Origin of the sequence: Bacillus sp. SN1 (genome assembly GCF_002796895.1) — a bacterium.
Taxonomy (GTDB): domain Bacteria; phylum Bacillota; class Bacilli; order Bacillales; family Bacillaceae; genus Bacillus; species Bacillus inaquosorum.
The window spans coordinates 336,498-361,683 of sequence record NZ_PHIE01000003.1 but is presented as its reverse complement, the minus strand read 5'-3'; the positions used below and the strand labels follow the sequence as shown (position 1 = coordinate 361,683).

General features: G+C 45.1%; 23 protein-coding genes, 1 other RNA gene and 1 other annotated feature. Of the genes, 4 read left to right on the top strand and 20 right to left on the bottom strand.

Annotation, left to right across the window (positions count from 1 at the left end; all coding sequences use genetic code 11):
* Positions 1-11: 11 nt before the first annotated feature.
* The 4 genes from CVV77_RS13450 to cymR all read right to left on the bottom strand — a co-directional run bounded on the left by CVV77_RS13450 (position 12) and on the right by cymR (position 3,438).
* Positions 12-632 (bottom strand): tetratricopeptide repeat protein, encoded by a 621-nt coding sequence (locus CVV77_RS13450; protein ID WP_250501479.1) that lies wholly within the window; start codon positions 630-632, stop codon positions 12-14.
* A gap of 85 nt (positions 633-717) precedes the next feature.
* Positions 718-1,833 carry a tRNA 2-thiouridine(34) synthase MnmA gene (gene mnmA / locus CVV77_RS13445; protein WP_003237485.1) on the bottom strand — a complete coding sequence of 372 codons (1,116 nt, stop codon included), beginning with the start codon at positions 1,831-1,833 and terminating at the stop codon, positions 718-720.
* A gap of 27 nt (positions 1,834-1,860) precedes the next feature.
* The gene (locus CVV77_RS13440) at positions 1,861-3,003 is read right to left on the bottom strand and encodes a cysteine desulfurase family protein (RefSeq protein WP_088112353.1); all 1,143 of its coding nucleotides are present in this window, start codon (positions 3,001-3,003) and stop codon (positions 1,861-1,863) included.
* Positions 3,004-3,021: 18 nt separating this feature from the next.
* Complete coding sequence (cymR, locus tag CVV77_RS13435; RefSeq protein WP_003225879.1) at positions 3,022-3,438, bottom strand: cysteine metabolism transcriptional regulator CymR; 417 nt, start codon at positions 3,436-3,438, stop codon at positions 3,022-3,024.
* 201 nt (positions 3,439-3,639) lie between these two features.
* Here cymR and CVV77_RS13430 point away from each other — a divergent pair, with 201 nt between their 5' ends.
* The gene (locus tag CVV77_RS13430; RefSeq protein WP_100275612.1) at positions 3,640-4,905 is read left to right on the top strand and encodes a replication-associated recombination protein A; all 1,266 of its coding nucleotides are present in this window, start codon (positions 3,640-3,642) and stop codon (positions 4,903-4,905) included.
* 41 nt (positions 4,906-4,946) lie between these two features.
* On the opposite strand, the gene CVV77_RS13425 is transcribed toward CVV77_RS13430, so the two are convergent.
* From CVV77_RS13425 to CVV77_RS13405, 5 genes are all read right to left on the bottom strand, one after another.
* Positions 4,947-5,711, bottom strand: a complete 765-nt coding sequence (locus CVV77_RS13425; protein ID WP_084994748.1) for a tRNA threonylcarbamoyladenosine dehydratase — start codon at positions 5,709-5,711, stop codon at positions 4,947-4,949.
* Between the two features lie 83 nt (positions 5,712-5,794).
* Positions 5,795-5,987, bottom strand: a non-coding RNA gene (gene ssrS / locus CVV77_RS13420) — 6S RNA.
* Positions 5,988-6,047: 60 nt separating this feature from the next.
* Positions 6,048-7,826, bottom strand: a complete 1,779-nt coding sequence (gene aspS / locus CVV77_RS13415; protein WP_100275611.1) for an aspartate--tRNA ligase — start codon at positions 7,824-7,826, stop codon at positions 6,048-6,050.
* Positions 7,827-7,839: 13 nt separating this feature from the next.
* A complete protein-coding gene (gene hisS / locus CVV77_RS13410) occupies positions 7,840-9,114 on the bottom strand; it encodes a histidine--tRNA ligase (RefSeq protein ID WP_019259042.1) in 1,275 nt (424 codons plus the stop codon).
* Between the two features lie 89 nt (positions 9,115-9,203).
* Positions 9,204-9,434: a binding site (T-box leader), on the bottom strand.
* Between the two features lie 59 nt (positions 9,435-9,493).
* Positions 9,494-9,664: a YrzK family protein gene (locus CVV77_RS13405; RefSeq protein ID WP_003237500.1), complete on the bottom strand. Its 171-nt coding sequence runs from the start codon at positions 9,662-9,664 to the stop codon at positions 9,494-9,496.
* 129 nt (positions 9,665-9,793) lie between these two features.
* Between CVV77_RS13405 and CVV77_RS13400 the strand changes: the two genes are divergently transcribed.
* Positions 9,794-11,347 (top strand): N-acetylmuramoyl-L-alanine amidase family protein, encoded by a 1,554-nt coding sequence (locus CVV77_RS13400; protein ID WP_100275610.1) that lies wholly within the window; start codon positions 9,794-9,796, stop codon positions 11,345-11,347.
* A gap of 24 nt (positions 11,348-11,371) precedes the next feature.
* On the opposite strand, the gene dtd is transcribed toward CVV77_RS13400, so the two are convergent.
* The 8 genes from dtd to comN form a co-directional block, all read right to left on the bottom strand.
* Positions 11,372-11,812: a D-aminoacyl-tRNA deacylase gene (gene dtd, locus CVV77_RS13395; protein WP_100275609.1), complete on the bottom strand. Its 441-nt coding sequence runs from the start codon at positions 11,810-11,812 to the stop codon at positions 11,372-11,374.
* A 12-nt stretch (positions 11,813-11,824) separates the two neighbouring features.
* Positions 11,825-14,029: a GTP diphosphokinase gene (gene relA, locus CVV77_RS13390; protein ID WP_003237506.1), complete on the bottom strand. Its 2,205-nt coding sequence runs from the start codon at positions 14,027-14,029 to the stop codon at positions 11,825-11,827.
* 169 nt (positions 14,030-14,198) lie between these two features.
* Positions 14,199-14,711, bottom strand: coding sequence for an adenine phosphoribosyltransferase (locus tag CVV77_RS13385; RefSeq protein ID WP_003237508.1), 513 nt, complete (start codon positions 14,709-14,711; stop codon positions 14,199-14,201).
* 5 nt (positions 14,712-14,716) lie between these two features.
* Positions 14,717-17,077 (bottom strand): single-stranded-DNA-specific exonuclease RecJ, encoded by a 2,361-nt coding sequence (gene recJ, locus CVV77_RS13380; protein ID WP_100275608.1) that lies wholly within the window; start codon positions 17,075-17,077, stop codon positions 14,717-14,719.
* A gap of 66 nt (positions 17,078-17,143) precedes the next feature.
* Positions 17,144-17,467 carry a LapA family protein gene (locus tag CVV77_RS13375; RefSeq protein WP_019259046.1) on the bottom strand — a complete coding sequence of 108 codons (324 nt, stop codon included), beginning with the start codon at positions 17,465-17,467 and terminating at the stop codon, positions 17,144-17,146.
* A 76-nt stretch (positions 17,468-17,543) separates the two neighbouring features.
* On the bottom strand, positions 17,544-18,041 hold the full coding sequence (locus tag CVV77_RS13370) for a cation:proton antiporter regulatory subunit (protein WP_003237514.1): 498 nt from the start codon (positions 18,039-18,041) through the stop codon (positions 17,544-17,546).
* A gap of 154 nt (positions 18,042-18,195) precedes the next feature.
* Positions 18,196-20,409 carry a protein translocase subunit SecDF gene (gene secDF / locus CVV77_RS13365; protein ID WP_100275607.1) on the bottom strand — a complete coding sequence of 738 codons (2,214 nt, stop codon included), beginning with the start codon at positions 20,407-20,409 and terminating at the stop codon, positions 18,196-18,198.
* Positions 20,410-20,447: 38 nt separating this feature from the next.
* The gene (comN, locus tag CVV77_RS13360) at positions 20,448-20,744 is read right to left on the bottom strand and encodes a post-transcriptional regulator ComN (protein ID WP_019259048.1); all 297 of its coding nucleotides are present in this window, start codon (positions 20,742-20,744) and stop codon (positions 20,448-20,450) included.
* Positions 20,745-20,858: 114 nt separating this feature from the next.
* Here comN and spoVB point away from each other — a divergent pair, with 114 nt between their 5' ends.
* Positions 20,859-22,415, top strand: coding sequence for a stage V sporulation protein B (spoVB, locus tag CVV77_RS13355; RefSeq protein WP_100275606.1), 1,557 nt, complete (start codon positions 20,859-20,861; stop codon positions 22,413-22,415).
* Positions 22,416-22,418: 3 nt separating this feature from the next.
* On the opposite strand, the gene CVV77_RS13350 is transcribed toward spoVB, so the two are convergent.
* The gene (locus tag CVV77_RS13350) at positions 22,419-23,075 is read right to left on the bottom strand and encodes a DUF421 domain-containing protein (protein ID WP_060399142.1); all 657 of its coding nucleotides are present in this window, start codon (positions 23,073-23,075) and stop codon (positions 22,419-22,421) included.
* A 197-nt stretch (positions 23,076-23,272) separates the two neighbouring features.
* Between CVV77_RS13350 and CVV77_RS13345 the strand changes: the two genes are divergently transcribed.
* Entirely contained in the window at positions 23,273-23,662 is a 390-nt protein-coding gene (locus CVV77_RS13345) for a TIGR04086 family membrane protein (protein ID WP_181280847.1), read from the top strand.
* Positions 23,663-23,718: 56 nt separating this feature from the next.
* Here the strand turns inward: CVV77_RS13345 and yajC are convergent, their stop codons facing one another.
* Together yajC and tgt are read right to left on the bottom strand one after the other, a co-directional pair.
* On the bottom strand, positions 23,719-23,985 hold the full coding sequence (gene yajC / locus CVV77_RS13340; protein ID WP_003237527.1) for a preprotein translocase subunit YajC: 267 nt from the start codon (positions 23,983-23,985) through the stop codon (positions 23,719-23,721).
* 40 nt (positions 23,986-24,025) lie between these two features.
* Positions 24,026-25,171 carry a tRNA guanosine(34) transglycosylase Tgt gene (gene tgt, locus CVV77_RS13335; protein WP_003237529.1) on the bottom strand — a complete coding sequence of 382 codons (1,146 nt, stop codon included), beginning with the start codon at positions 25,169-25,171 and terminating at the stop codon, positions 24,026-24,028.
* Positions 25,172-25,186 lie beyond the last annotated feature (15 nt).

Sequence of the window (25,186 nt, the reverse complement as noted above, 5' to 3'; positions counted from 1 at the left end):
TCCTCTGCCTGTTATGATGGGTCGATCAGTTTTTTTGCATGAAGCGCAAGCATATGATCTGGCTGGATGTCAATCGCCTTGTCTAGCATTTCCAGCGCTTTTTCTCGATTTTCTTTATAAGCATAAGCAACACCGGCATTGTAAAATGCATCAGCGTGCCCAGGATCTTGCTCTGTTACAGCTGCGAATTGGCTGAGCGCTTCGTCCAGCATGCCCTCGTTCGCTAAGCACATCCCAAATTGAAAGCGCGCTTCTGTATCGTTCTCATTCAGTTCGACCGCTCTTTGTAAATATGGCAGTGCAAGCTTAGGCTGTTCGAGCTTGATAAGAACCGTTCCGAGCATATAAAACAGGTCGCCGTTTTCCATCCCGGCACGAAGCGCTTTTTCAAACATGTCTTTCGCTTCTTTGTACATTTCTTTTACAACATAGACATTTCCTGCTCCATAATAAGCAGTGGCGGCGCTGCTGTCTAATTCAAGCGCTTTATCATAAAACGCTAAAGCCCGTTCCAGCTCGTTCACGGATGAAAGCAGGTTAGCAAAGTTAATATACGGAATCGCGTCTTCTTTATTTTCTTCAATCGCTTTTGTAAATGCCTCTGCCGCTTTCTCGTAATCGCCTTTTTGCATCGCCTCTATACCGAGTTGATTATAATCCACCGACCATCTTCCTTTCATTAAAAAACCCCAACTCAGTGTTGAGGTTTTTCATCTTTTATACGTACCACAATTTTGTTCCGTCTTTGTACACATCATCAATAGTTCCGCCGCCAAGGCATTCTTCTCCGTCATAGAAGACAACGGCTTGACCCGGCGTCACAGCGCGGACTTGTTCATCAAAGATGACTTCCGCTTCGCCTTCACCTGTCATGCGCACCGTCACTTTATGATCTTCTTGGCGATAACGGAATTTAGCCGTGCAGGAAATCTCTTCGCCCTTCATGATATCCGAACGAACCCAGCTAATATTCGTAGCTGTAATTTTGTCGGAATAAAGAAGCGGGTTATGGAACCCTTGATCCACGTAGAGGATGTTCTTTTCAAGATCTTTACCAACCGCAAACCACGGCTCGCCGCTTCCTCCGATGCCAAGGCCGTGACGCTGTCCGATCGTGTAGTACATTAACCCGTCGTGGCGTCCTTTTACTTCGCCGTCCATCGTCATCATATCGCCCGGCTGTGCAGGGAGATATTGGCTGAGAAACGTTTTGAAGTTGCGTTCGCCGATAAAACAGATGCCCGTACTGTCTTTTTTCGTTGCCGTTGCAAGATCTGCTTCTTTGGCAATTTCACGCACACGGCTTTTTTGAAGCTCGCCGATCGGGAACATGACTTTGCTTAGCGTATCTTCTGTCAGCTGATTCAAGAAGTACGTTTGATCTTTGTTTTCATCAATGCCGCGCAGCATTCTGACTTTGCCGCCGCTTCTGTCGACCCTAGCATAGTGGCCAGTCGCTAAATAGTCGGCGCCAAGTGACAGGGCATGCTCCAAAAATGCCTTGAATTTAATTTCTTTGTTGCACAGCACATCCGGGTTTGGTGTTCTGCCTGCTTTATATTCATCGAGGAAGTATTGAAATACCTTCTCGTAATATTGCTTTTCAAAATTAACGGCATAGTACGGAATTCCGATTTGATTGCAGACGCGGATCACATCTTCATAATCCTCTGTCGCCGTGCAAAAACCGTTTTCGTCCGTATCATCCCAGTTTTTCATAAAGATTCCGATTACATCATAGCCCTGTTCTTTTAACAGCAGGGCCGCCACAGATGAGTCTACTCCGCCGGACATGCCGACGACGACTCTTGTATCCTCCGGCCGTTTTTCCATTTTATTCACTCCAATAACTAAGCCGCCTTATTGTGTCAGCCGTTTGACAACGTCGGCCACATGTTTGGCAGCGGTTTTCACTTGCTCAGCCGTATTGCCGAGGCCGAAGCTGATCCGAATCGAGGACGTCAGCCGGTCACTCTCATCCCCGAACATGGCAGTCAGCACATGTGACGGCAGGACCGAACCGGCGGTGCACGCTGATCCGCTTGAGACAGCGACTCCCGCCATATCAAGATTTACAAGCAGTGCTTCTACTGATACACCGGGGAAATACAGGTTCAGTACATGCGGCAAACTATGCTCTTTGTCCCCGTTGATCTCGAATGCCACACCGGCATTTTCAAGCGTGTCGGCAATGATTGTTTTAAACGATTGATACTTCTCGTTTTTTTCGTCCCGTTCTTCACTTGACAGCTTGATGGCTTCTTTCAGCCCGACAATACCGGGAACATTTTCTGTTCCGGCACGGCGTTTTCTTTCTTGCTCTCCTCCGAACAAGAGCGGGGAAAGCTTCACATCTTTACTTGCATATAAAAAGCCTGTCCCTTTTGGCCCGTTGAGCTTGTGCCCAGAAACAGACAGAAGGTCAATATGGCTGTTTTTCACATGAATTGGCAGCAACCCGAATGCCTGAACAGCATCCGTATGAAAATAAGCCTGGTGTTCCTTCAGCAGCTCACCGATTTCATCGATCGGCTGCACTGTTCCGACTTCATTATTTCCATACATCACTGTCACAAGGATTGTATCATCACGCAGTGCTTCTTTCACCTGATTTGCACTGACTCTTCCATTTTGGTCAACGTCCAGATACGTTACTTCAAATCCGTCTTCCTCAAGTTTTTCACACGTGTGAAGCACGGCGTGATGTTCAATTTTTGTCGTGATGATATGTCTGCCCAAATCTTTTCTTGCAAGCGCGGTTCCCATGATAGCCAAGTTATCGGCTTCCGTGCCCCCGCTTGTAAAAATGATCTCCTGCTCTGTAGCTCCGATTTCAGCTGCAATCTGCGCTCTTGCTTCGTCCACCCATTTTCGAGATTCTCTTCCAAATGAATGAATACTGGATGGATTGCCGAAATTGCCGGAGAAATGCGGTATCATTTTTTCCAGCACGCGCTCATCCAGCGGAGACGTTGCGGCATGATCTAAATAAATCCGTTCCATTATGTTTACACCTCTGATCTAAATATAGAACATATAAGCTTCTTGTTCTCCGTCTGTATAGCTTGCAAGATCCTCTAGTGTTGTACTGTCTAAAACCTCTTTCACAGCATCCCGAATGCGAATCCAGAGCTCACGCTTGGCAGGCTCCTCGTCTTCCAGCACTTCAACAGGACTGATCGGCCCCTCAAGTACACGGATAATATCTCCCGCCGTAATTGCATCCGGCTCGCTGCCTAATACATATCCGCCGTATGCGCCCCTGATGCTTTTCACTAAACCGGCATTTCTGAGCGGCGATACCAGCTGCTCCAAATAATGCTCGGACAAATTATTCGTCTGTGCGATGCTTTTTAATGAAGTCGGACCCTCACCATGCTTTTTTGCAAGCTCGATCATAATGGTGAGCCCGTATCTTCCCTTAGTTGATATTTTCAACATGAACACCTCTGTTATTTCATGATTTTCCACATTTATAATGGTAATTTCTATATGATTCGTCCGTTTATTATCTAATAGACCAACTGTTATTATAACATACCTTCAGCAAATTTTCATTGAGGCAGGCGGAAACGGGCCTTCCCTCTTTTCTAATGTCCAGTTTTCCGTTACCCTGTAATTAAGTAAGGAGAGATGATGATGAAGCCATTGGCATATCGGATGCGTCCGACAAAAATAGAGGATATTATCGGCCAGCAGCATCTGGTGGCAGAAGATAAAATTATCGGCAGAATGGTTCAGGCAAAACATTTGTCATCCATGATTTTGTACGGGCCGCCCGGAATTGGAAAAACATCAATCGCAACAGCAATCGCCGGTTCAACAAGTATTGCTTTTCGGAAGCTGAATGCTGTCATTAACAATAAAAAAGATATGGAAATCGTAGCCCAGGAAGCTAAAATGTCAGGTCAGGTGATTTTGATTCTGGATGAAGTTCACAGGCTGGATAAAGGGAAACAAGATTTTCTATTGCCCTACTTAGAAAACGGGATGATCATTTTGATCGGAGCAACCACGGCTAACCCGTATCATGCCATTAATCCTGCGATCAGAAGCCGGACACAGATTTTTGAGCTTGAACGGTTAACACCGGAACTGATTAAACAGGCTCTAGATCGGGCGCTTCATGATGAGCATCGGGGCCTTGGCACATATTCTGTATCCATTGATGATCAGGCGATGGAGCATTTTGCCCACGGTTGCGGAGGAGATGTCCGCTCCGCTTTAAATGCGCTTGAGCTGGCCGTCTTGTCAACAAAGGAATCTGCCGATGGTGTGATTCACATTACATTAGAAACCGCGGAAGAATGTTTGCAGAAAAAGAGTTTTTCTCACGATAAAGACGGTGACGCGCATTATGATGTTTTGTCCGCTTTTCAAAAATCGATCCGCGGCTCTGATGCCAACGCCGCTCTTCACTATTTAGCAAGATTAATTGAAGCTGGCGACCTGGAAAGCATCGCAAGACGACTGCTTGTTATCGCCTATGAAGATATCGGCTTAGCAAGCCCGCAAGCCGGTCCAAGAGTCCTGCACGCTATTCAGACCGCTGAGCGAGTCGGATTTCCCGAAGCACGAATCCCGCTGGCCAACGCAGTCATTGAACTTTGCCTCTCACCGAAATCAAACTCAGCCATTCTCGCAATCGATGAGGCGCTGGCGGATATCAGAGCCGGAAAAATCGGGGATGTCCCGAAGCATTTAAAGGACGCGCATTATAAAGGAGCACAGGAATTAGGAAGAGGAATCGACTATAAGTACCCGCACAATTACGACAACGGATGGGTCGAACAGCAATATCTCCCTGATCCTTTAAAGAACAAGCAATATTACAAGCCGAAGCAAACGGGCAAGTTCGAATCCGCGTTAAAACAGGTATACGACAAATTAATGAAAAGGAAATAAGACAAAAACAGCCTTGATGACTCAAGGCTGTTTTTTACGGGTTATTTATCTTTCACACGTTTGATTTCAATGTCTTTCAAAAGATCCATGACAACATGTCCGCCCATAATCAAACCGGCAACTGACGGCACAAAAGCATTAGAGGATGGCGGCATTTTTGCTTTGCGGATTTTCGCTTCATCATTTCCCACTTCTTTTCTGACATCTTCCCGAATGACAATCGGGCTTTCGTCAGAGAAAATCACTTGAACGCCCTTTTTGATACCCTCTTTGCGTAACTTCGTACGGACGACCTTCGCAATTGGATCAGTGTGCGTTTTTGAGATATCAGCGATTTGGAAGCGTGTCGGATCCGTTTTATTCGCGGCACCCATGCTGGAGATAAGCGGAATATCCCGTTTCAGACATTCTTTCATTAAATGAATTTTATAACAGATGGTGTCTGACGCATCAATGACATAGTCAAGATCATATTCAAAAAATTGCTCATATGTTTCTTCGGTATAGAACATTTTTAACGCGATCGCTTCACACTCTGGGTTAATGTCTGCGATCCGCGCTTTCATTAAATCAACTTTCGGCTGTCCGACTGTTGAAAGAAGCGCGTGAAGCTGGCGGTTTACATTTGTTATGTCGACGTCATCTTTGTCGACGAGCAGAATGCGGCCGACGCCTGACCGCGCAAGAGCTTCCGCCGCGAACGATCCGACTCCGCCGACCCCAAGAACAGCAACCGTGCTGTTTTTCAGCGTTTCAAGGCCTTCTTTTCCGATAGCTAATTCATTGCGTGAAAACTGGTGTAACAAGAACCTCACTCCACATTCGTATTCTGGTTTTCATCTATAAAATGGCTGATCCATGAGCAGCCGTTTTTTCTGCGCACAAAAAATAAAGTCCCAATAGTGCCGTTGCAGCTTTCCTTTGTTTTGAACCCGCTCTCAGCAGGTGGGTGCCCTATTTTAAATCTTGTAAGTCCTCTTTACCGAATGAAAAGAGGCATGTACGCCATTTAAAAATGCGGGCTCCCAAATCAAAAAAATGTTCGGTCAAAACTAGGTGTACAACTAACACATCAGGACTTTATTTAACTTGTCAAAATCATATCACAGACGATTTTGATTTTCAAGAATCGAACTGCTCATTCAGTTCTTAACTTTTTTCTTAATAGAAAGATGAAGCTCATCAAGCTGGGCGTCGCTTACTTCCCCTGGCGCTTCTGTCATTAGGCAGCTTGCACTTGCCGTTTTCGGGAATGCGATCGTATCTCTTAGGTTCGTACGTCCTGCGAGAAGCATAACGAGTCGGTCTAAGCCGAGCGCGATTCCGCCGTGCGGAGGAGCGCCGTATTCAAATGCTTCTAAAAGGAATCCGAACTGCTCAGCTGCTTCTTCTTGTGAGAAGCCAAGAAGCGCAAACATTTTTTCCTGAATATCCTTTTCGAAAATACGGATCGAACCTCCGCCAAGCTCATAGCCGTTTAAGACGAGGTCATAGGCTTGTGCTTTCATGTCTTCAGGCGCTGTTTCAATCAGCTCAAGGTCTTCACGGACAGGCATTGTGAACGGATGGTGGGCTGCGTAAAAACGGCCTTCCTCCGGATCATGCTCTAAGAGCGGCCAGTCGATGACCCATAAGAAATTAAACAGGTTTTCGTCAATCAGTCCGCGCTCTTTCCCAAGCTTTAAGCGCAGGGCGCCGAGTGATGCAGCAACAACTCCGAATGTATCCGCTCCGAACAGCAGCAAATCACCTTCAGCAGCATCAAGTGCTTCAATCAGCTTAGACTGCTTTTCTTCATCAAAGAATTTGGCGATCGGGCCTTTCACTCCGTCTGCCTCAACTTTCACCCAGGCAAGTCCCTTTGCCCCGTAGTTTGCAGCAAAAGCGCCAAGAGCGTCGATGTCTTTTCTGGAGTAATCGCCGGCTCCGCCTTTTACGTTAATCGCTTTGACAACGCCGCCGTTTTCCACAGCTGATGAGAATACTTTAAATTCTGTATCCTTCACAATGTCAGACACATCTGTCAACAGCATGTCAAAACGCGTATCAGGTTTATCAGAACCGTATTTGTTCATTGCCTCGTCATACGTCATACGCGGAAGAGGAAGCTTGAGTTCCACACCTTTTGTTTCACGCATAATCTTTGCCATCATATCCTCAGCCAATGACATAATATCTTCCTGGCTCATAAAGGACATTTCAATATCGATCTGCGTAAACTCAGGCTGGCGGTCCGCACGCAAGTCTTCATCGCGGAAACAGCGGGCAATCTGATAATAGCGTTCAATGCCGGATACCATCAGAAGCTGTTTAAATAGCTGCGGAGACTGAGGCAGCGCATAGAACTCACCTTCGTGCACACGGCTCGGCACCAAGTAGTCACGTGCTCCCTCAGGTGTGCTTTTTGTTAAAATCGGCGTTTCAATATCAAGAAACCCGTTATCATCTAAAAAGCTGCGGACAGCTTTCGTCACGTTATGCCGCATCTGCATCGTTTGAAACATAGCCGGTCTGCGCAAATCTAAGTAACGGTGTTTTAAACGGACGTCCTCTGATACGTCTTCTGCTTGATCAGAAATCGCAAACGGCGGTGTCTTTGCAGCACTTAATACTGTCACTCCATCAGCGTGAATTTCGATTGCGCCTGTTTTCAAATTCGCATTGACCGTGCCTTCTTCACGCGCTACCACTTTCCCTTTAACATCAAGGACGTATTCGTTTCTGATGCCTTCTGCAATAGCAAGCGCTTCTTTTGACACATCAGGGTTAAAAACGACTTGAACAATTCCTGTACGGTCACGCAAGTCAATAAAAATCAATCCGCCGAGGTCCCGTCTTTTTTGGACCCAGCCTTTCAGCGTTACAGATTCACCAATTGCTTTTTCAGTTATATCACCGCAATAATATGTTCTTCCAAACAATGCGTTCCACTCCTTATCCCTTTTGGTTTGCCTTCATCACATGTATAAATTCATCAAGTGCCACTTCAATCTGTTCGCCCGTCTGTGAATCCTTTACATTGATTTTATTTTGGGCAAGCTCATCTTCACCCATAATCGCAATAAATCTGGCATTCAGGCGGTCAGCTGTTTTAAACTGGCCTTTCATTTTCTTATTTTCATAATCAATTTCGCTGGAAATGCCTGCTTCTCTCAGTTTGTACACCAATGAAACAGAATAATCCTTCGCTTTTTCGCCGAGTGTGACGATATAGCAGTCGATTCCCTGATCAACAGGCAGTTCTCTTTTTTCAGCATCAATTGCGGCAAGCAGGCGTTCAATGCTCATCGCAAATCCGATGCCCGGCGCTTCAGGTCCGCCGATCTGTTCGACAAGTCCGTCGTAGCGTCCGCCGCCGGCAAGTGTCGTAATCGCGCCAAAGCCCTCCGCATTGCTCATGATTTCAAATGCGGTGTGGTTGTAATAATCCAATCCTCTCACAAGGTTAGGATCGATTTCATACGAAATGCCAAGGTCGTTTAAGTATTGTTTCACTTTTTCAAAATAAGCGGCTGATTCTTCATTTAAATAGGTCAAAATCGAAGGTGCCGATTTCATCAGCTCATGATCTCGGTCTTTTTTGCAGTCCAAGATTCTGAGCGGGTTTGTGTGCAGCCGTGACTGGCAGTCTGAACAAAACTCTTCGATGCGAGGCTCAAAATGTTTCACGAGCGCTTCTCTGTAGCTTTTGCGGCTTTCTTGATCGCCGAGACTGTTTAGAACAAGCTTAACGTTTTGCAAGCCTGCTTTTTGATAAATACTCATCGCAAGCGCCATTACTTCTGCATCGATCGCAGGGTCTTTCGAGCCAATCGCTTCAATTCCGAATTGATAGAACTGGCGGAAGCGGCCCGTCTGCGGACGTTCGTAACGGAACATCGGCCCGACATAATAAAGCTTTGTCGGCTGAACAGGATTTGCGAATAGCTTGTTTTCATTAAAAGCGCGAACCGCCGCAGCGGTTCCCTCTGGACGAAGCGTCAGGCTTCTGCCTTTGCGGTCCTGAAAGGTATACATTTCTTTTTGTACGATATCCGTTGACTCCCCGACACCTCTGGCAAACAGTTCTGTATGCTCAAAAATCGGTGTGCGGATTTCTTTATATTGATAAGTGCGGCAAGTGTCTCTCATAATTTGTTCAACAAACTGCCAGCGATCTGATTCTCCAGGCAGAATATCCTGTGTTCCTCTCGGAATGTTATATCCCATATGTAGACCTCCTTATGGATTCCTTATAAAATATACAATTATCGTTAATGATGAAAATAAAAAAACCCCCGCCCCTACTATACATGTATAGTAGGGACGAGAGTTATACCCGTGGTGCCACCCTAGTTGGAATATGTTCATATTCCCGCTCGATCCTTTAACGCAGGTTCACGTTCACTGCCTAATGACGGGATTAACGCGTTCAGCAGGAAACCTCCGGAGTGTTGTTTCGAGAAAGACGCAATGGGATCCGCTTTCAGCCGGGGCGGTTCCTCTCTAGCCATGCAATCTGACCTACTCTTCTCCATTATTGGTTCAAATCATTCATCATTTGCTATGTACTCAATTTCTATTATAATAATGGGATTGGGGTTCTCTGTCAAGCTTTATTCCGGTTGTTTTTCCTCATCGCTGCTTCTTTGGACATAAGACCAAATTCAGAAGCTGTTTCCGTTAGATAACCGGTCGTATCGGGGTCAGCGTGATCGCTGTAATGCAGATTTGCTTCACCGTCGTGAAATGCGCGTCCCATTTTTGGATGATATTTCATGATTTGCACACCTTTTTGATTTATTTACGCCTAGTATAAACAAATCATTTTATTTTTATTTAAAAATCAGAAAGGACTTTACGATATTAAGCAAGAATGCTTTTTTATGATCATCGAAAGGAGGACACAATGAGCAAGAAATACTTTGTTCTTATTGTATGTATTATCGTCGCCGGGGCGCTTTTCCCGCCTTTTTCATCTGTTACAGCCGCTCAGGGAGAAGCGGTTATCGCAACAGATGAAATGAACGTCAGAAGCGGCCCGGGGCTTAGCTACGGCATTACAGCGGAAGTGAAAAAGGGAGAGCACTACCCGATTTTAAAGGAAGACGGAGACTGGGTGCAGATACAGCTTGGTTCCGGAGAAAAAGGATGGGTGGTCTCCTGGCTTATTACAAAGGAAGACCAGGCCAGCTCAAGTTCTTCAGAAAGCAGTGACACTGTGACATCAACAGACCCCGATCTGCGGATGAGAACCGGACCGGGCACTTCATACGAAGTCATCGGCAAATTCCCTCAAGGCAGCCAAGCATCTGTCATTGATAAAGATTCCGGCTGGATCAAGATATCCTATCAAAATGCCACCGGATGGGTGTCATCTGAATATGTCACGTCAGGCGGCAGCAGTTCAGCGTCTGATGAGAGCGATCAAACCGAATCTTCCGGGGCATCAACGGGCACAGTCGGTGTTTCTTCACTTAATGTAAGAGCCTCCGCCTCACATGACGCGGCGATTATAACAAAACTTGACCGCGGAACGAAACTGACGATTCTCAACGAGAAAAATGGCTGGGCTCACATCGAGGTGAATGGGCTGAAAGGCTGGGTTGCAAGTCATTACCTTTTGACTAGTTCTGATCCAACTGAAGATTCAGCAAATGCCGGCAGTTCATCCACCGCTAAAAAAGCCTATATCGTATACGGAGGAACGAATTTAAGAAGTGATGCGTCAACATCAGCTTCGATCGTTGAACGTGCTGGCAAAGGCGATTCGTATACCATTACTGGTTCAAAGGGAAGCTGGTATGAAATAAAGCTTGATAACGGGCAGACTGCTTATGTAGCCAATTGGGTGGTCCAAACGTCTAAAAGCGCAGAAGAAGCAGGTGAGCCGCCTGTCTCTGATTCCCCGTCCGGAAACGGCTCTCTGAACAATAAAACGATTATTGTTGACCCGGGACACGGAGGAAAAGACAGCGGAACGATCGGCTATTCGGGCAAATTTGAGAAAAACCTGACGATCAAGACGGCAAAGCTGCTCGCCAGTAAACTCAGATCAGCTGGAGCAGATGTGTATGTGACACGCCAGGATGATACCTTTGTCAGTTTACAGTCACGGGTCTCCACGTCTCACTATCGCAACGCTGACGCCTTTATAAGCATTCACTATGACAGCTATGCAGATACTTCCACAAGAGGCAGCACTGCTTATTACTACAGTCCTGCCAAAGATCAGGAACTGGCATCAGATGTACACTCTGAAGTGGTAAAGCGTTCTTCCATTCCTGACCGCGGCGTGTTATTCGGAGATTATTTTGTGCTCAGGGAAAACAGGCAGCCCGCTATGCTGTATGAGCTGGGATATGTAAGCCATCCGCAGGAAGAAGCCATTGTACATAGCAATTCATACCAGGAAAAAGTAACAGACGGGATTGAAAGCGGATTAGAGAAATATTTCCAATAAAAAAGCTGCCTCTTGGCAGCTTTTTTATTTTGAATCCATAATGAGCGTGACCGGTCCGGAGTTTGTTAGCTGAACATCCATCATTGCTCCAAACGTTCCGGTCTCCACCTTGATTCCTTTTTCACGAAGCAGGTCATTCCATTTTTCATAAAGCCCTAAAGCTTTATCAGGTTTGGCGGCGTTCATGTAGTTCGGCCGGCGCCCTTTTTTCGTATCTCCGTAAAGTGTAAACTGTGAGACAGATAAAATCTCTCCTCCTATATCTAAAAGAGACAGATTCATTTTTCCTTCACTGTCATCAAAAATACGTAGATGAACAACTTTATCGGCTAAATAAGCTGCATCCTCTTCTGTATCATCGTGAGTGATGCCGACCAGCACCATGAGGCCTTGTCCAATTTGACCGACAACGTCTTCATCCACAGTAACGTTTGCTTCTGTTACTCGCTGAACAACTAATCTCATTTTTTAACCCCTCTAGTTCATGACGCGGCGCACAGAATAGATATCTCTTATCTGTTTAATACGCTCGACGACTTTATGCAAGTGATTAATATTCTGAATGAAAATCGCCATATGAATGGTTGCCACTTTATTGCGATCCGATTTGCCAGAGACAGATGAAATATTTGTTTTCGTTTCATTCACTGCCTGAAGTACCTCGTTCAGCAATCCGCGGCGGTCATAACCAAGAATCTCTATCTCAACATTGTATTCCTTGCGCTTTTGAACCTGTGACTCATGTTCCCACTCTACCGGGATCAGCCGCTCTTGGGCTTCATTCGTTTTGACATTCGGACAGTCTTCACGATGGACCGAAACCCCTCTGCCTTTTGTGATAAATCCGACAATATCGTCGCCCGGTACAGGATTGCAGCATTTTGATAAACGGACAAGAAGATTGTCGATGCCCTTGACGCGAACGCCCGCTTCCCGTTTTCTTCCTTGCGGGTATGGCTTTGATTCCGCAGTGACTTCCTGAACGATCTTTTCCTGTTCTTCCTGGTCGCGCTGCTTTCTCTCTTTTTCCGTCAGGCGGTTTGCCACCTGCAAGGCTGTAATGCCGTTGTAGCCGACCGCTGCGTACATATCCTCTTCATTTGAGAAATTAAACTTGTCAGCAACCTTCTGGATATTCTCGGGCGTTAAGACATCCTTCACTTCAAAATCCAGATTTTTAATTTCTTTTTCTACCAGTTCACGGCCTTTTTCGACATTTTCTTCGCGCCGCTGTTTCTTAAAGAATTGACGGATCTTATGCTTCGCCTGGGATGTTTGGGCAAGCTTCACCCAATCTTGGCTCGGACCGTAGGAATGCTTAGAGGTGAGAATTTCAACGATATCACCTGTCCGAAGCTTATGGTCCAGCGTTACCATTTTTCCGTTTACTTTGGCACCGATTGTTTTATTGCCGATTTCAGAGTGAATCCGGTAAGAAAAATCAATCGGAACAGAACCGGACGGAAGCTCGATTACATCTCCTTTCGGCGTAAAGACATACACCATGTCAGAAAACAAATCGATTTTGAGCGATTCCATAAATTCTTCTGCATCAGTTGATTCATTTTGGAATTCTAAAATTTCACGGAACCAAGAAAGCTTTTTCTCAAAGGTTGCGCCTTCATTGGCCGCTTTCCCTTCTTTATAAGCCCAGTGAGCCGCAACCCCGTATTCCGCAATTTCATGCATTTCAAAGGTGCGGATCTGCACTTCAAGCGGATCGCCTTTAGGTCCAATAACCGTTGTATGAAGAGATTGATACATATTCGGCTTCGGCATTGCGATATAATCTTTGAATCTGCCAGGCATCGGTTTCCAGCATGTGTGAATGATGCCGAGCACCGCGTAGCAGTCCTTTATGCTATTCACAAGAATGCGGACAGCCAGCAAATCGTAAATTTCGTTGAATTGCTTATTTTGCAGCACCATTTTTCGATAAATGCTGTAAATATGCTTTGGACGTCCCGAGAAGTCAGCCTTGATATTCACTTCTTCGACACGTTTCTTCACTTCATTGACAACCTCTTCGACATAAAGCTCACGTTCTGCGCGTTTCTTCTTCATGAGGTTGACAATTCTGTAATATTGCTGAGGATTCAAATAACGGAGCGCCGTATCTTCCAATTCCCACTTAATTTTTGAAATCCCGAGACGATGCGCCAAAGGAGCAAAAATTTCCAGCGTTTCATTTGATATTCTCCGCTGTTTTTCCTGAGGAAGATGTTTCAGCGTCCGCATATTGTGAAGACGATCCGCCAGCTTGATCAGTATGACCCGGATATCTTGAGCCATAGCGACAAACATTTTGCGATGATTTTCCGCCTGTTGTTCCTCTTGAGATTTATATTTAATTTTGCCGAGCTTCGTTACGCCGTCCACAAGCATTGCCACTTCTTCGGAAAATGCTTCTTTCAGGTCATCGAGCGTCACATCTGTATCTTCCACGACATCGTGCAAAAATCCGCCTGCGATCGTGGAAGGGTCCATTTCAAGATCAACGAGAATGCCCGCAACCTGAATCGGATGAATTATATATGGCTCGCCCGATTTGCGGTATTGCTCGCGATGAGCACCTTCAGCGTACAGATATGCTTTTTCGACAAATGCGATATGCTCATCGGATAGATAGCTGCGCGCTTTATCAATAACTTGCTCGGCAGTCAATACTTGTTCGTTCGCCATGGAATCACCTTTTTTAAAATGTAAACTGTATTGTAGTTTATTATCAAGAAAAAAACGAAAGATGTAAAGAGCAGAAGTTCAAATAGCCAAATATTATATAAAATAAATGTCAAAACAATAGGAAAAAAGCACCCTGACATGGAGTGCTTTTTCCGTTATGCGATTATCCTCAGTATTTCATTAATGTTAAAATGTCATAATCATCAAGTTTTTCTCTGCCATCAAGGTAAGAAAGCTCGATTAAGAAAGCGATACCAGCAACAACGCCGCCAAGCTCTTCAACAAGTTTGATTGTGGCTTCAATTGTGCCGCCTGTCGCAAGCAGGTCGTCTGTGATAAGCACACGCTGCCCCGGTTGAATGGCATCTTTGTGGATCGTTAATACGTCTTTTCCGTATTCCAAGCCGTAATCCACTTTGATCACTTCACGTGGCAGTTTGCCTTCTTTACGGACCGGCGCAAAACCTACGCCTAGCGCGTAAGCAACGGGACAGCCGATAATAAAACCGCGTGCTTCAGGGCCGACGACCAAATCAATTTGTTTTTCTTTCGCATATTCAACAATTTGATCTGTGGCATAGCGGTATACATCGCCTTTATCCATCAGTGTCGTAATATCTTTAAATTGCACGCCCTCTTTCGGGTAATCCGGTACAATTGTTACGTATTGTTTTAAATCCATCTGTTTTATGTCCTCCTCGTACTTTCATAAGCCTCTGAATCTTGTTTCATCAGCTTATTCAGCCATTCCTTCAGCTCTTCAGCAGAAGAATAATTCAGCTTTTGATCCAGTTCCATCAGCTGCTGTTTCTCCTGATATGTTTGTGAGTCTGTTAAGTCGCGTTTCTTTACTCCGCTAACCACAGACAGCACACCATTCTCTATTTTAACAAAACCTAGATCAAAAAACACCTTTGTCATGAAATTGATTGTTTCAACGGACCAGCCTTTATGTCTTGCAAGGTCTGAACCGTGTTTTTTTACGTCAAAAGCGCCTCTTTTCAGCAAGAACGCATAATACCATTTAAAGTGGTCTCTTGCGGGAAAAGTTGATAAAAAGTGGTCCTCATGATTGAGAAAAATGAAATATATCCGCTCAGGCGCCTTGCCTTCCAGCAAACGTGCAAGCATGTCCAACGAAGGCGGCGGATCAAGTAATACAATATATGCACCATCGAGGTCAAACGCCTTCGCTTGATCTACAGAGCTAATGACGTGCACTTCGCGGCGAAGGTCTTCAGTCTGAAGAAGTGTTGTTGAGTCTTCTTTGAAAGAGACAATGGCCCGTTTAGCAGATGGAAGGGCGGAAACTGTGTCTTCCCACATCCGTTTTCCCCTTAAATCAAACAGCTGCCATTCAGAAACAGCGGCATCCTTAATCATAAGCTGCGGTTTTTTTCTATTGTTCCATTCGTTGATTGACATCTCACCGACAATTGAAATTCTTGAACCCGGGACGATGCCTTCTTCAAGCTCACCTTTATTAAAGCCGACGCAATCAAGCTGGGATGACTCGTTTCTGACCGTCATTTTGACATGATTTTTATTAGCCCCGATCTTGCGGACATCTTCCAGCACAGCGTTTTCTACGAGAACGTGCGGTTTCGGGTTCAGCATGCCAAATGGGGACAGCTGGTTCATCTCTGTGATGCTTTCAACTGTAATGTCCTCGACATCGCAGACAAGATCGACTTCCTGTACAGGAATAAAATCTTCTTCCGTAAGCGTGTTGTTCGCTATTTCATTCAGCCTGTTACGCAAATCCGGCACATCTTCGGCATTCAGCGTCATCCCCGCCGCCATTGGATGGCCGCCGAAATGAGGGAGAATATCTCTGCATTCAGAAAGGCTCTCAAATAAATTAAAGCCCCTGATGCTTCGGGCCGAACCTTTAGCAATCCCTTTTTCTTCATCAATGCCGAGCACAATGGCCGGTCTGTAGAAACGGTCCACTAGCTTTGAAGCCACAATCCCGACGACTCCCGGATTCCACCCGGCTTTGGCCACGACGATTGCAGTTTGATTGAGACCTTGCTGTTCAACCATTTCAATCGCTTCATCCGTCATTTTGCTGACCATCTTTTGGCGTTCTTTGTTCAGCTGATCAATTTCAGCGGCAAGCTCTTCCGCTTCAAACGGATCCTCTGACATGAGCAAATGAACAGCGGGATCAGCCTGTTCAATTCTTCCGACGGCATTCAGCCTTGGTGCAAGCTGGAAACCGACTGTTTCTTCGTTCGCTTCTCCGATGTCTCCGCCTGACAGCTTGATCAGCTCTTTTAAACCCAGCCGAGTCGTCTGCCGAAGCCTTTCAAGTCCTAGTGTTGCAATTAATCTGTTTTCGTCATGCAGCGGGACAAGATCCGCAATAGTACCGATTGCCGCCAAGTCAAGCAGTTCATCTGGAAGTTCGCCCAATAAAGCGTGAGCAAGCTTAAACGCGACTCCGACCCCGGCCAATTCTTTAAACGGGTAGGTGCAGCCCGGCTGCTTCGGGTGGACGATCGCGTGAACATCCGGAAGCTCCGGTCCCGGCTCATGGTGATCGGTAATGATGACATCAAGTTCGAGTTCCTTTGCCACCTTTGCTTCATGCACAGCGGCAATTCCTGTATCAACCGTAATAATCAGAGAGAAGCCCCGTTCTTTAATCGAACGAAACGCCTGTTCATTAGGGCCATATCCTTCTTTAAAGCGGTCAGGTATATAAAAATCAACTTGAGCCGACAGCTTTTGCAGTGTGTGCAGCATCACTGACGTACTGGTAACTCCATCGGCGTCATAATCGCCATATATCATAATCTGTTCTTGTTGTGAAATCGCCTGTTTTATACGCTCTGCCGCTTCTTTCATGCCCTTCATTTCAAAAGGGTCATAAAAATCGGCATCCTTTGTATGTAAAAACAGCTTTGCGCTTTCTGCCGTATCAAAGCCTCTTTTTACAAGCAGGGACGCAACAAGAGGTGTTATATGCAATTGTTCTGTGAGTGATTTGACCTTATCCTGATCTGGTCGCTGGATTTCCCATCGCATTTTTGACGCTAACATAAATTCACCCCTCAACCACCCTATTATACTAGAGCAGGCTGAGGGGTTTCAAATATTATTCGAAAACTAGTCTTTTTTCTCAATCACGGCTGATGCATCCTGTGTATCGGTCTGATCAGCAAGTTGAGTATCCTCTTGTTTATGTATCGCAGTTTTGTTTTCTTTCCGCAGCGCTTTTATTTCCCGCTTTAATTTCATCACCTGAAAAATCCCAACAGAAAACACGATCAGCGCTCCCATTAAAACTGAGCCTAAAATGACAAGAATGAGCGGCCATTCTGATCTGCCAAACAGGTAATCAACTTCTACCGATCTGACATTAATGACTGCAAAAATAGCGACAATTAAGGTAAAAATAAGTGCGAAAATAATGGTCCATTGTTTATTCATTCTCTTTCCCCCAAACTTCACTTATTGAGGTAACTTTCCCTATCAAGACTGGTTTTAAACATGGCTTGACGCTAGGTCAAGCCTCATTTGCAGTTAATTTTTCCCGGATCAGCCTCTTCAGTCCGTTTCTCTCACCGGAAATCACAAGGGTATCGCCCTCATCAATGACTGTTTCAGATCCCGGATTTAATTGTTTTTCTTGATTCTTCTTAATGATCGCAATGACAGTCACATGATATTCCTGCCCTGCATCCAAATCACCAATTGTATGATGAATGGCAGGCGCTCCAGTCTCTGCTTTAAACCATTCTATGATCAAATCACCAAGGGCTGCCTCGACGCTTTCTAATGCTTTCGGTTTATATGCCATTCCGCCGAGAATTGCAGAAATTTGCCTAGCTTCAGCGTCATCTAACTGCACGGAGGCAACACATTCTTCATGATCGTTTTCGTCAAAATAGTACAGCTCTCTCCGGCCGTCATGATGAATGATAATTGAAATTTTATCGTGGTTTCTAGTAATCATTTCAACTTTTTGCCCTATGCCCGGCAGCTCTGATTCGCGAACCCTCATATATAACCCTCCCACATTCTGAAAACCTGTCACAAACACTCTTAACACCATTTATATGTTTAAATGTAAGCGTATGTCATTATAGCAAATGTCTATTTTAAGTTCAATGAAACTTCAAAAAAGCAGGCTGCCCTGCAAAGGACAGCCTGTTTTTTTATTGTGCCGAATCTTTTTTCAGTTCTTTTCCTTTCCATGCAAGCCAAATTTGTGCAGCAATGTAGAGAGAGGAATAAACGCCTGTTAACAGCCCGACCAATAAAGCAATTGAGAAGTTTGTAATAGAAGATGCTCCAAAGATCAGCAATGTCACGACAACAATCACGACAGTTAATACTGTGTTAATAGATCGTGTAAAGGTTTGCTGCAGGCTCAGGTTTACAATATGATTCAGGTCGGCAAATGTTTTCGGTTTGCGCTTTTTCATATGCTCGCGAACCCTGTCAAATGTAACGATAGTATCGTTAATGGAATACCCGATAATCGTCAAGATGGCCGCGATGAACGTAACATCTACCTCAAGCCTTGTAATGCTAAAGAACGTGACGATAAAGAAAGCGTCATAAAGCAGTGAAGCTATTGCGGCAATCGCCATTTTGTATTCGAATCGGATCGAAACGTAAATGATGATGCCAATTGAAGCTATAGCAACTGCGTACAGCGCATTTCTTGCCAGCTCTTTGCCGACTGTCGGTGAAACTGTGCTGACATTTGGCTCTGATCCGTATTTGTCTTTGAAATACGTTTTGACTTTTGCAATGGTTTCTTTATCTGGCACTCCAACAAAACGGGCAACACCGATATTGCTCTTTTCGCCTGACAGAACTACAGTATCAGGTTCCATGCCCAGAGATTGAAAATCCTTCTCCACCTGCTCTGTCGTCAGCTTATGGTCGCTTTGCACTTCAATACGTGCACCGCTTGCAAAGTCAATGCCAAGATTCAGCTTGAACACAAGCAGGATAATAATCCCGGCTATCGTGACCGCACTGGAGAAAATAAAGAAATATTTGCGTTTGCTCGTGAAATCCCATTTTTGGAACGGTGTATGCGGCTCTGTATTTTCGTCCGTATCCTGAATATCCATGATATGCTTCTTGTTGACGCCGAACCAGCCTTTTTTCCGATCAAGCCATCTGCTTTCCACAAGGAGAGCGAGAAGAAATCTTGATAAGAAAACGGCAGTGATAAAGCTTGTCAAAATCGACAGAATCAGCATCGTCGCAAACCCTTTAACAGAGCTTGTCCCGAAGATAAAGAGCACAACCGCTGCAATAATCGTTGTAATATTCGCGTCAAAAATCGTCGCAAATGACCGTCTGTTTCCTGAACGGAAGGCAGAGCGGACTGACTTTCCTAGCTTGAGCTCTTCTTTAATCCGCTCATAGGTGATGATATTGGCGTCAACAGCCATCCCGACACCTAAAATGAGAGCGGCAATTCCCGGAAGTGTAAGTACAGCATTCATCCAGTCAAAAATCTGGAGTGTAATGTAGATATAAACTGATAGCGTAATCACGGCGATTAATCCCGGCAGGCGGTAATAGAAAAGCATAAATAAGAAAATAATTGCAATACCGACAATACCGGCAAACACCGTATCATGGAGCGCCTGCTGGCCGTATTGTGCGCCTACTGATGTCGAATATTTTTCAGTCAGTTTCACAGGAAGCGCGCCGGCGTTTAAAATGCTGGCTAAATCTTTCGCTTCTTGTACAGTAAATTGTCCTTCAATTGTAACGTCTGTTGTGTTTAATTCCTGACTTACATTTGGAGCGGATACATATTTAGGATGCTCTTTTTGAACTTCTTTTTTGAAGGAGTCCCCTTTTTCGTAGTCCATCCAAATGACAAGCTGGTTATTTGGCGCCATTTTCATGACCTTTTTGGTCACTTCTCCGAATTTATCAGCATCTTTCAGTTTAATACTGACAATCGGTTCATTTGTTTTGGCATCATATGTTTGTTTGGCCCCGTTTTCGACGAGGTCAGAGCCATTCAGCAATTCTTTGTCATTCGTATCTCTGAAAGAAAGCTGGGCTTCAGTCGCCAAGATTTCACGCGCCCTGTTTTGGTTTGTCACCCCAGCGAGCTGAACGCGAATCCGGTTATTTCCTTCAATTTGGATGTTCGGTTCGCTGACACCGAGAACGTTGGCCCTGCGGTTCAGCGCCTCTACTGTGCTGACCAGAACGTCTTTTGTGATTTTGTCACCTTTTTTTACGGGCTGTACATCATACAGCACCTCAAATCCGCCTTGCAAATCCAATCCTAACGTAATATTGTTAGCGGCAGGCTTCGTAAAGTAGCCCAAGCCCGTGCCGATCAATAAAACGAAAAGGAAAAACGCAATCAAGCGTCCTTTTTTCATTATGTATATCCTCCCTTAAACCTGTGCGAATCAACCTGCTATCTCAGCAGTTCTTCCAATGCTTCCTGGCCTTCTTCACTTCCCAGCCAATTAGACGTTTTAAATGACTCAACGGTTGCATAGTTCATAAATTCGCCAATTTTCACTGATAAAATATCGCTCGTCATTTCATAAATGTGCAGTTCCGTTTTCTTTTTCCACTTCTTATCTGTTAAGTATGACCACAAACTTTCGAGTTCAACATCATCATACCCGAGAATCTTAAACTCTTCCAGTTTGCTGTAAAGAAACGGCCTGACGTGGTCTTTATATAGATCGGCGGGATGCTTCTCCATGAATTCCACGCTCCTTTTTATTGTTTTTCAAGAAGACTTGTCATGCTTGGACGATATATACGCATATCTTTATTGTATATGATTACAGGTAGTTTGAGAAGGCAGGGGGTAAAAATGGCGAAACAGACGTTTTTAAAGGGCACTCTTATCCTTATCGCAGCAGGAATGGTTACAAGAATGCTCGGGTTTGTCAACCGGGTGGTTATCGCCCGTTTTATCGGTGAAGAAGGAGTCGGGCTTTACATGATGGCGGTGCCTACCTTTTTCTTAGCCACTACATTAACTCAATTCGGTCTGCCGGTGGCGATCAGCAAGCTTGTAGCTGAAGCCAGCGCGCGCGGCGATCATCAAAAAACGAAAAATATTTTAGTCATGTCTCTGACCATCACAGGAGTGCTCAGCCTGATCTTTACACCGCTGTTTCTGTTTTTCGCCCCGGTTATGGCTGAAACGATGCTGACAGATAAGAGAACATTGTACCCGCTTCTGGCCATTACGCCAGTTGTACCGATTATCGCTATATCGAGTGTGCTGAGGGGTTACTTTCAAGGAAAACAGAATATGAACCCGCTTGCCGTGTCTCAAGTCCTTGAACAGGTCGTCCGGATTTCACTTGTCGCCGTATGCACGACGATTTTTCTCCCTTACGGAATTGAATATGCTGCAGCGGGGGCAATGATCTCCTCAGTCGCAGGGGAACTGGCGTCACTCCTTTATTTATTCATTTGCTTTAAGTATAAAAAGACAATTAAAATCAGAAAGCACTTTTTCCAGTCAATAAAAAACGGAAAACAAACTTTTTCCCAGTTAATGAGCGTATCCCTTCCAACGACCGGAAGCCGTTTTATCGGAAATCTTTCTTGGTTTTTTGAGCCGATTGTCGTCGCCCAAAGCCTTGCCATTGCCGGCGTGGCGACAGTTGCCGCAACAAAGCAATACGGCGAACTGACGGGCTTTGCCATGACGCTGCTGACTCTGCCCAGCTTTATTACATATTCTTTGTCGACCGCGCTTGTTCCTGCGATCAGTGAAGGAATGGAGCAGAAAAAATTGCAGGTGGTGGAATACCGCTTGGAACAAGCCATGCGGCTCTGCCTGCTTAGCGGAGGCATTTCAGTTGTCATTTTATTCGTATTTGCGGATGAGCTGATGAGGGTGATGTATGGGTCCTCAGGCGCTGCTGTATTTATAAAAGTGATGGCCCCGTTTTTTCTGCTTTATTATTTCCAAGGCCCTCTTCAAGCAGTGCTGCAGGCGCTTAATTTAGCCGGGGCTGCGATGATGAACAGCCTAATCGGAGCTCTTGTCAAAACAGGCCTTATTTTCGTCCTTGCCACCAGACCGTCTCTCGGCATTATGGGCGCAGCATTAGCCATTGTGACAGGTATGGTGCTCGTCACGCTTTTGCACGCGGCAACAGTAAGCAAGGTACTGCCGATCAGTATTAAAATCAAGGAGTATGCACTCAGTTTTGCTGTTATTGTGATTTCCGGATTCATCAGCTCCGCCATCAAACAATATGTAAGCTTTGGAGCGTCCGAGGCTGTGAATGTCGCCGGATGGATTGCGATGAGTGCAGGCATCTATATCATCCTCCTGCTCGCATTCGGTTTAATTAAAAAAGATGAGCTTCGCCGCATTCCTATTATCGGACGTCTGATCGTCCGGTAAAGGTCACGTGCGGTGCCCATCTTTTTCATCAATAAATAACTCTCCGTCAGTAAACGAGCAAAAAGAAATGTCTGAAGGGTTTGTATATCCGTGTTTTCGTAACTTTTCATGCAGCCACTGTTTGTCTTTGCCGATTCTGGACAGGTTTTCCGTTTGAATAGAGCCGTCTATAATGAGCGGCATTTCCAGCTGCCGATGCTCTCCGCTGTTTTCTTTCTTTACAACAGTCAGTTTGCCTGACGGCTCTAAAATAGCAAATGATACATCAGATACTCTGTCGATATTATTTTCTCTGAGCTGAACCATTAAATCATCAAAATTATAACGCTGTGATTTCATGGCGTCTTCGTCAATTTTCCCGTATTTAATAATAATGGTCGGCTTGCCGTCCAGAAGCTGGCGAACTTTTCGGTTTTTTAAAGATAAGTATGCGAATGTCACTTGGATGATCATTAATACAAGCATTGGCAAAATGGTGTGAAATAGATGATCTTCTACATTTTCTATGGCTAAAACGGCAATTTCAGCCATCATGATAAAGACAACGAGATCTAAAATACTAAGCTCCCCGATTTCCCGTTTGCCCATGAAACGAAAAATGACCAGTATCACAAAATATAATACGATTGTGCGAAACGCAATAGTGAGAAGCTCTTCCATCATGCACCTCCAACTCATCATAGGATGCAACAAAACGAACAATTTATGTAAGGAAAACCGATCGTATTTCATAAAGCTTTTACGTCTAATTCATGGGATAAGGGAATACATTTTTACAAAGACGAGCCATCAGCATGTCTGACGGCTTTGTTCAAAAAGATAAGAAGCCTTTTAATACAGGCAGAGAGGAGACATTCATGGAGGAAACGAAACAAGTTGGAAAAGGCATTCTTTACGGCTTAATCGCCATATTCTCAGCCATGCTCCTGACGAGTTTAGCCGTTTCACTTTTACTGACAGCAACCTCGCTTGAAGAGGCATCATTCAACTGGCTGATCAACGCCATCTCATTTCTTTCTTTATTTATCGGCGGGTTTATTTCAGGGGGGAAAGGGAAAGAAAAAGGCTGGATGATCGGGGCATTGACTGCCTTAAGCTTTTCTCTGATTATTTTATTGTTTCAGTATTTAGGATTCGGAAAGACATTTACAGCGGAACAGCTGCTATTCCATCTCGGATTTTTAGGGGTATGCATGCTGGGCGGGATTTTCGGCGTGAACATGAGGGGAAACAGGTCTTCCACATAAAAAAAAGAGCGGGTTCACCCGCTCTTTTTTTTGTTTGCTATGTATAGCTCCTGCTGTTATTCAGCAGCAGAAACTTCTCTGATCGCGCGGCGGTCGAACGTAAGACGTGTGTTTTCACCAGTCTTAATGACGACTTTGCTTTCGTCGATAGAGTCAACAGTACCGTGCAATCCCCCGATTGTCACTACTGAATCGCCTTTTTTCAGTTCCTCCTGCATTTGGCGTACTGCCTTTTGCTGTTTTTGCTGAGGACGAATCAGCAAGAAGTAAAGGACCGCAAACATTAAAATAATAGGAACCAATGTACCTAAAGTGCCTGTCATGATTTTCACCCCTTTCTGTAAACCTGTTTTTCATTTTTATTTAGAAGCTTTTCGCATTTGGCTTGTTGTAGCCGTAACGCTCAAAGAACTCTTCTCTGAAATCACCCAGACGATCCTCACGAATAGCCTGTCTTACCTGCTCCATTAAGTGTAACAGAAAATGAAGGTTATGGTAAGTTGTTAATCGAAGGCCAAATGTTTCATTGCAGCGGATCAAGTGTCTGATATACGCGCGAGTGTAGTTTTTACATGTATAGCAATCACACTCTTCATCAATCGGACGGAAATCTCTTTCGAATTTCGCATTTTTCATATTGAGACGGCCTTCAGCTGTAAACACTGTGCCGTTTCTTGCAATCCGGGTAGGCAGCACACAGTCAAACATGTCGACCCCGCGGATCGCTCCGTCGATCAGCGCGTCCGGAGAACCGACTCCCATCAGATATCTCGGTTTATCCTTCGGCAGGAGCGGTGTTGTAAACTCGAGTACACGGTTCATGACATCCTTCGGCTCTCCGACTGATAATCCGCCTATAGCATATCCCGGGAAATCAAGGGAGATCAAGTCCTTCGCACTTTGTGTACGCAGATCTTCATATTCTCCGCCCTGTACAATGCCAAACAGCCCTTGTTCATCCTGACGGTTGTGGGCATTCAGGCAGCGTTCCGCCCATCGGCTTGTCCGCTCAACTGATCGCTTCATATAATCGTACTCTGCCGGGTACGGCGGACATTCGTCAAACGCCATCATAATATCAGAGCCGAGTGCGTTTTGGATCTCCATCGCTTTTTCCGGAGATAAAAACAGCTTGTCTCCATTTAGGTGATTGCGGAAATGGACGCCCTCTTCCTCTATATTACGAAACTTGCTTAAGGAAAAGACCTGAAAACCGCCTGAATCTGTTAAAATCGCGCGGTCCCAATTCATAAATTTGTGGAGCCCGCCTGCTTCCTTGACAATATCGTGACCCGGGCGGAGCCATAGGTGATAAGTGTTGCTTAAAATGATGCCTGCATCCATTGCTTTCAGCTCTTCAGGTGACATCGTTTTGACTGTCGCCAGTGTGCCGACCGGCATAAACACTGGAGTTTCAAAGGAGCCGTGAGGGGTATGCACTTTGCCCAGCCGAGCCCCTGTTTGTTTGCATTCTTTTATAAATTCATAGCGTATTGGTTGTTCAGCCACTTTTGATGAGGCCTC

Bases quoted from the DNA above. Each gene is read 5' to 3' on its own strand.
- relA (WP_003237506.1), bottom strand. From the start codon at position 14,029: ATGGCGAACGAACAAGTATTGACTGCCGAGCAAGTTATTGATAAAGCG.
- comN (WP_019259048.1), bottom strand. From the start codon at position 20,744: ATGGAGAAGCATCCCGCCGATCTATATAAAGACCACGTCAGGCCGTTT.
- recJ (WP_100275608.1), bottom strand. From the start codon at position 17,077: ATGTTAGCGTCAAAAATGCGATGGGAAATCCAGCGACCAGATCAGGAT.
- CVV77_RS13440 (WP_088112353.1), bottom strand. From the start codon at position 3,003: ATGGAACGGATTTATTTAGATCATGCCGCAACGTCTCCGCTGGATGAG.
- CVV77_RS13400 (WP_100275610.1), top strand. From the start codon at position 9,794: ATGAGCAAGAAATACTTTGTTCTTATTGTATGTATTATCGTCGCCGGG.
- mnmA (WP_003237485.1), bottom strand. From the start codon at position 1,833: ATGGAAAAACGGCCGGAGGATACAAGAGTCGTCGTCGGCATGTCCGGC.
- CVV77_RS13430 (WP_100275612.1), top strand. From the start codon at position 3,640: ATGAAGCCATTGGCATATCGGATGCGTCCGACAAAAATAGAGGATATT.
- CVV77_RS13370 (WP_003237514.1), bottom strand. From the start codon at position 18,041: ATGAGGGTTCGCGAATCAGAGCTGCCGGGCATAGGGCAAAAAGTTGAA.
- CVV77_RS13450 (WP_250501479.1), bottom strand. From the start codon at position 632: ATGCAAAAAGGCGATTACGAGAAAGCGGCAGAGGCATTTACAAAAGCG.
- CVV77_RS13405 (WP_003237500.1), bottom strand. From the start codon at position 9,664: ATGAAATATCATCCAAAAATGGGACGCGCATTTCACGACGGTGAAGCA.
- CVV77_RS13375 (WP_019259046.1), bottom strand. From the start codon at position 17,467: ATGAATAAACAATGGACCATTATTTTCGCACTTATTTTTACCTTAATT.
- CVV77_RS13345 (WP_181280847.1), top strand. From the start codon at position 23,273: ATGGAGGAAACGAAACAAGTTGGAAAAGGCATTCTTTACGGCTTAATC.
- CVV77_RS13350 (WP_060399142.1), bottom strand. From the start codon at position 23,075: ATGGAAGAGCTTCTCACTATTGCGTTTCGCACAATCGTATTATATTTT.
- CVV77_RS13385 (WP_003237508.1), bottom strand. From the start codon at position 14,711: ATGGATTTAAAACAATACGTAACAATTGTACCGGATTACCCGAAAGAG.
- spoVB (WP_100275606.1), top strand. From the start codon at position 20,859: ATGGCGAAACAGACGTTTTTAAAGGGCACTCTTATCCTTATCGCAGCA.
- secDF (WP_100275607.1), bottom strand. From the start codon at position 20,409: ATGAAAAAAGGACGCTTGATTGCGTTTTTCCTTTTCGTTTTATTGATC.
- dtd (WP_100275609.1), bottom strand. From the start codon at position 11,812: ATGAGATTAGTTGTTCAGCGAGTAACAGAAGCAAACGTTACTGTGGAT.
- hisS (WP_019259042.1), bottom strand. From the start codon at position 9,114: ATGGGATATAACATTCCGAGAGGAACACAGGATATTCTGCCTGGAGAA.
- yajC (WP_003237527.1), bottom strand. From the start codon at position 23,985: ATGACAGGCACTTTAGGTACATTGGTTCCTATTATTTTAATGTTTGCG.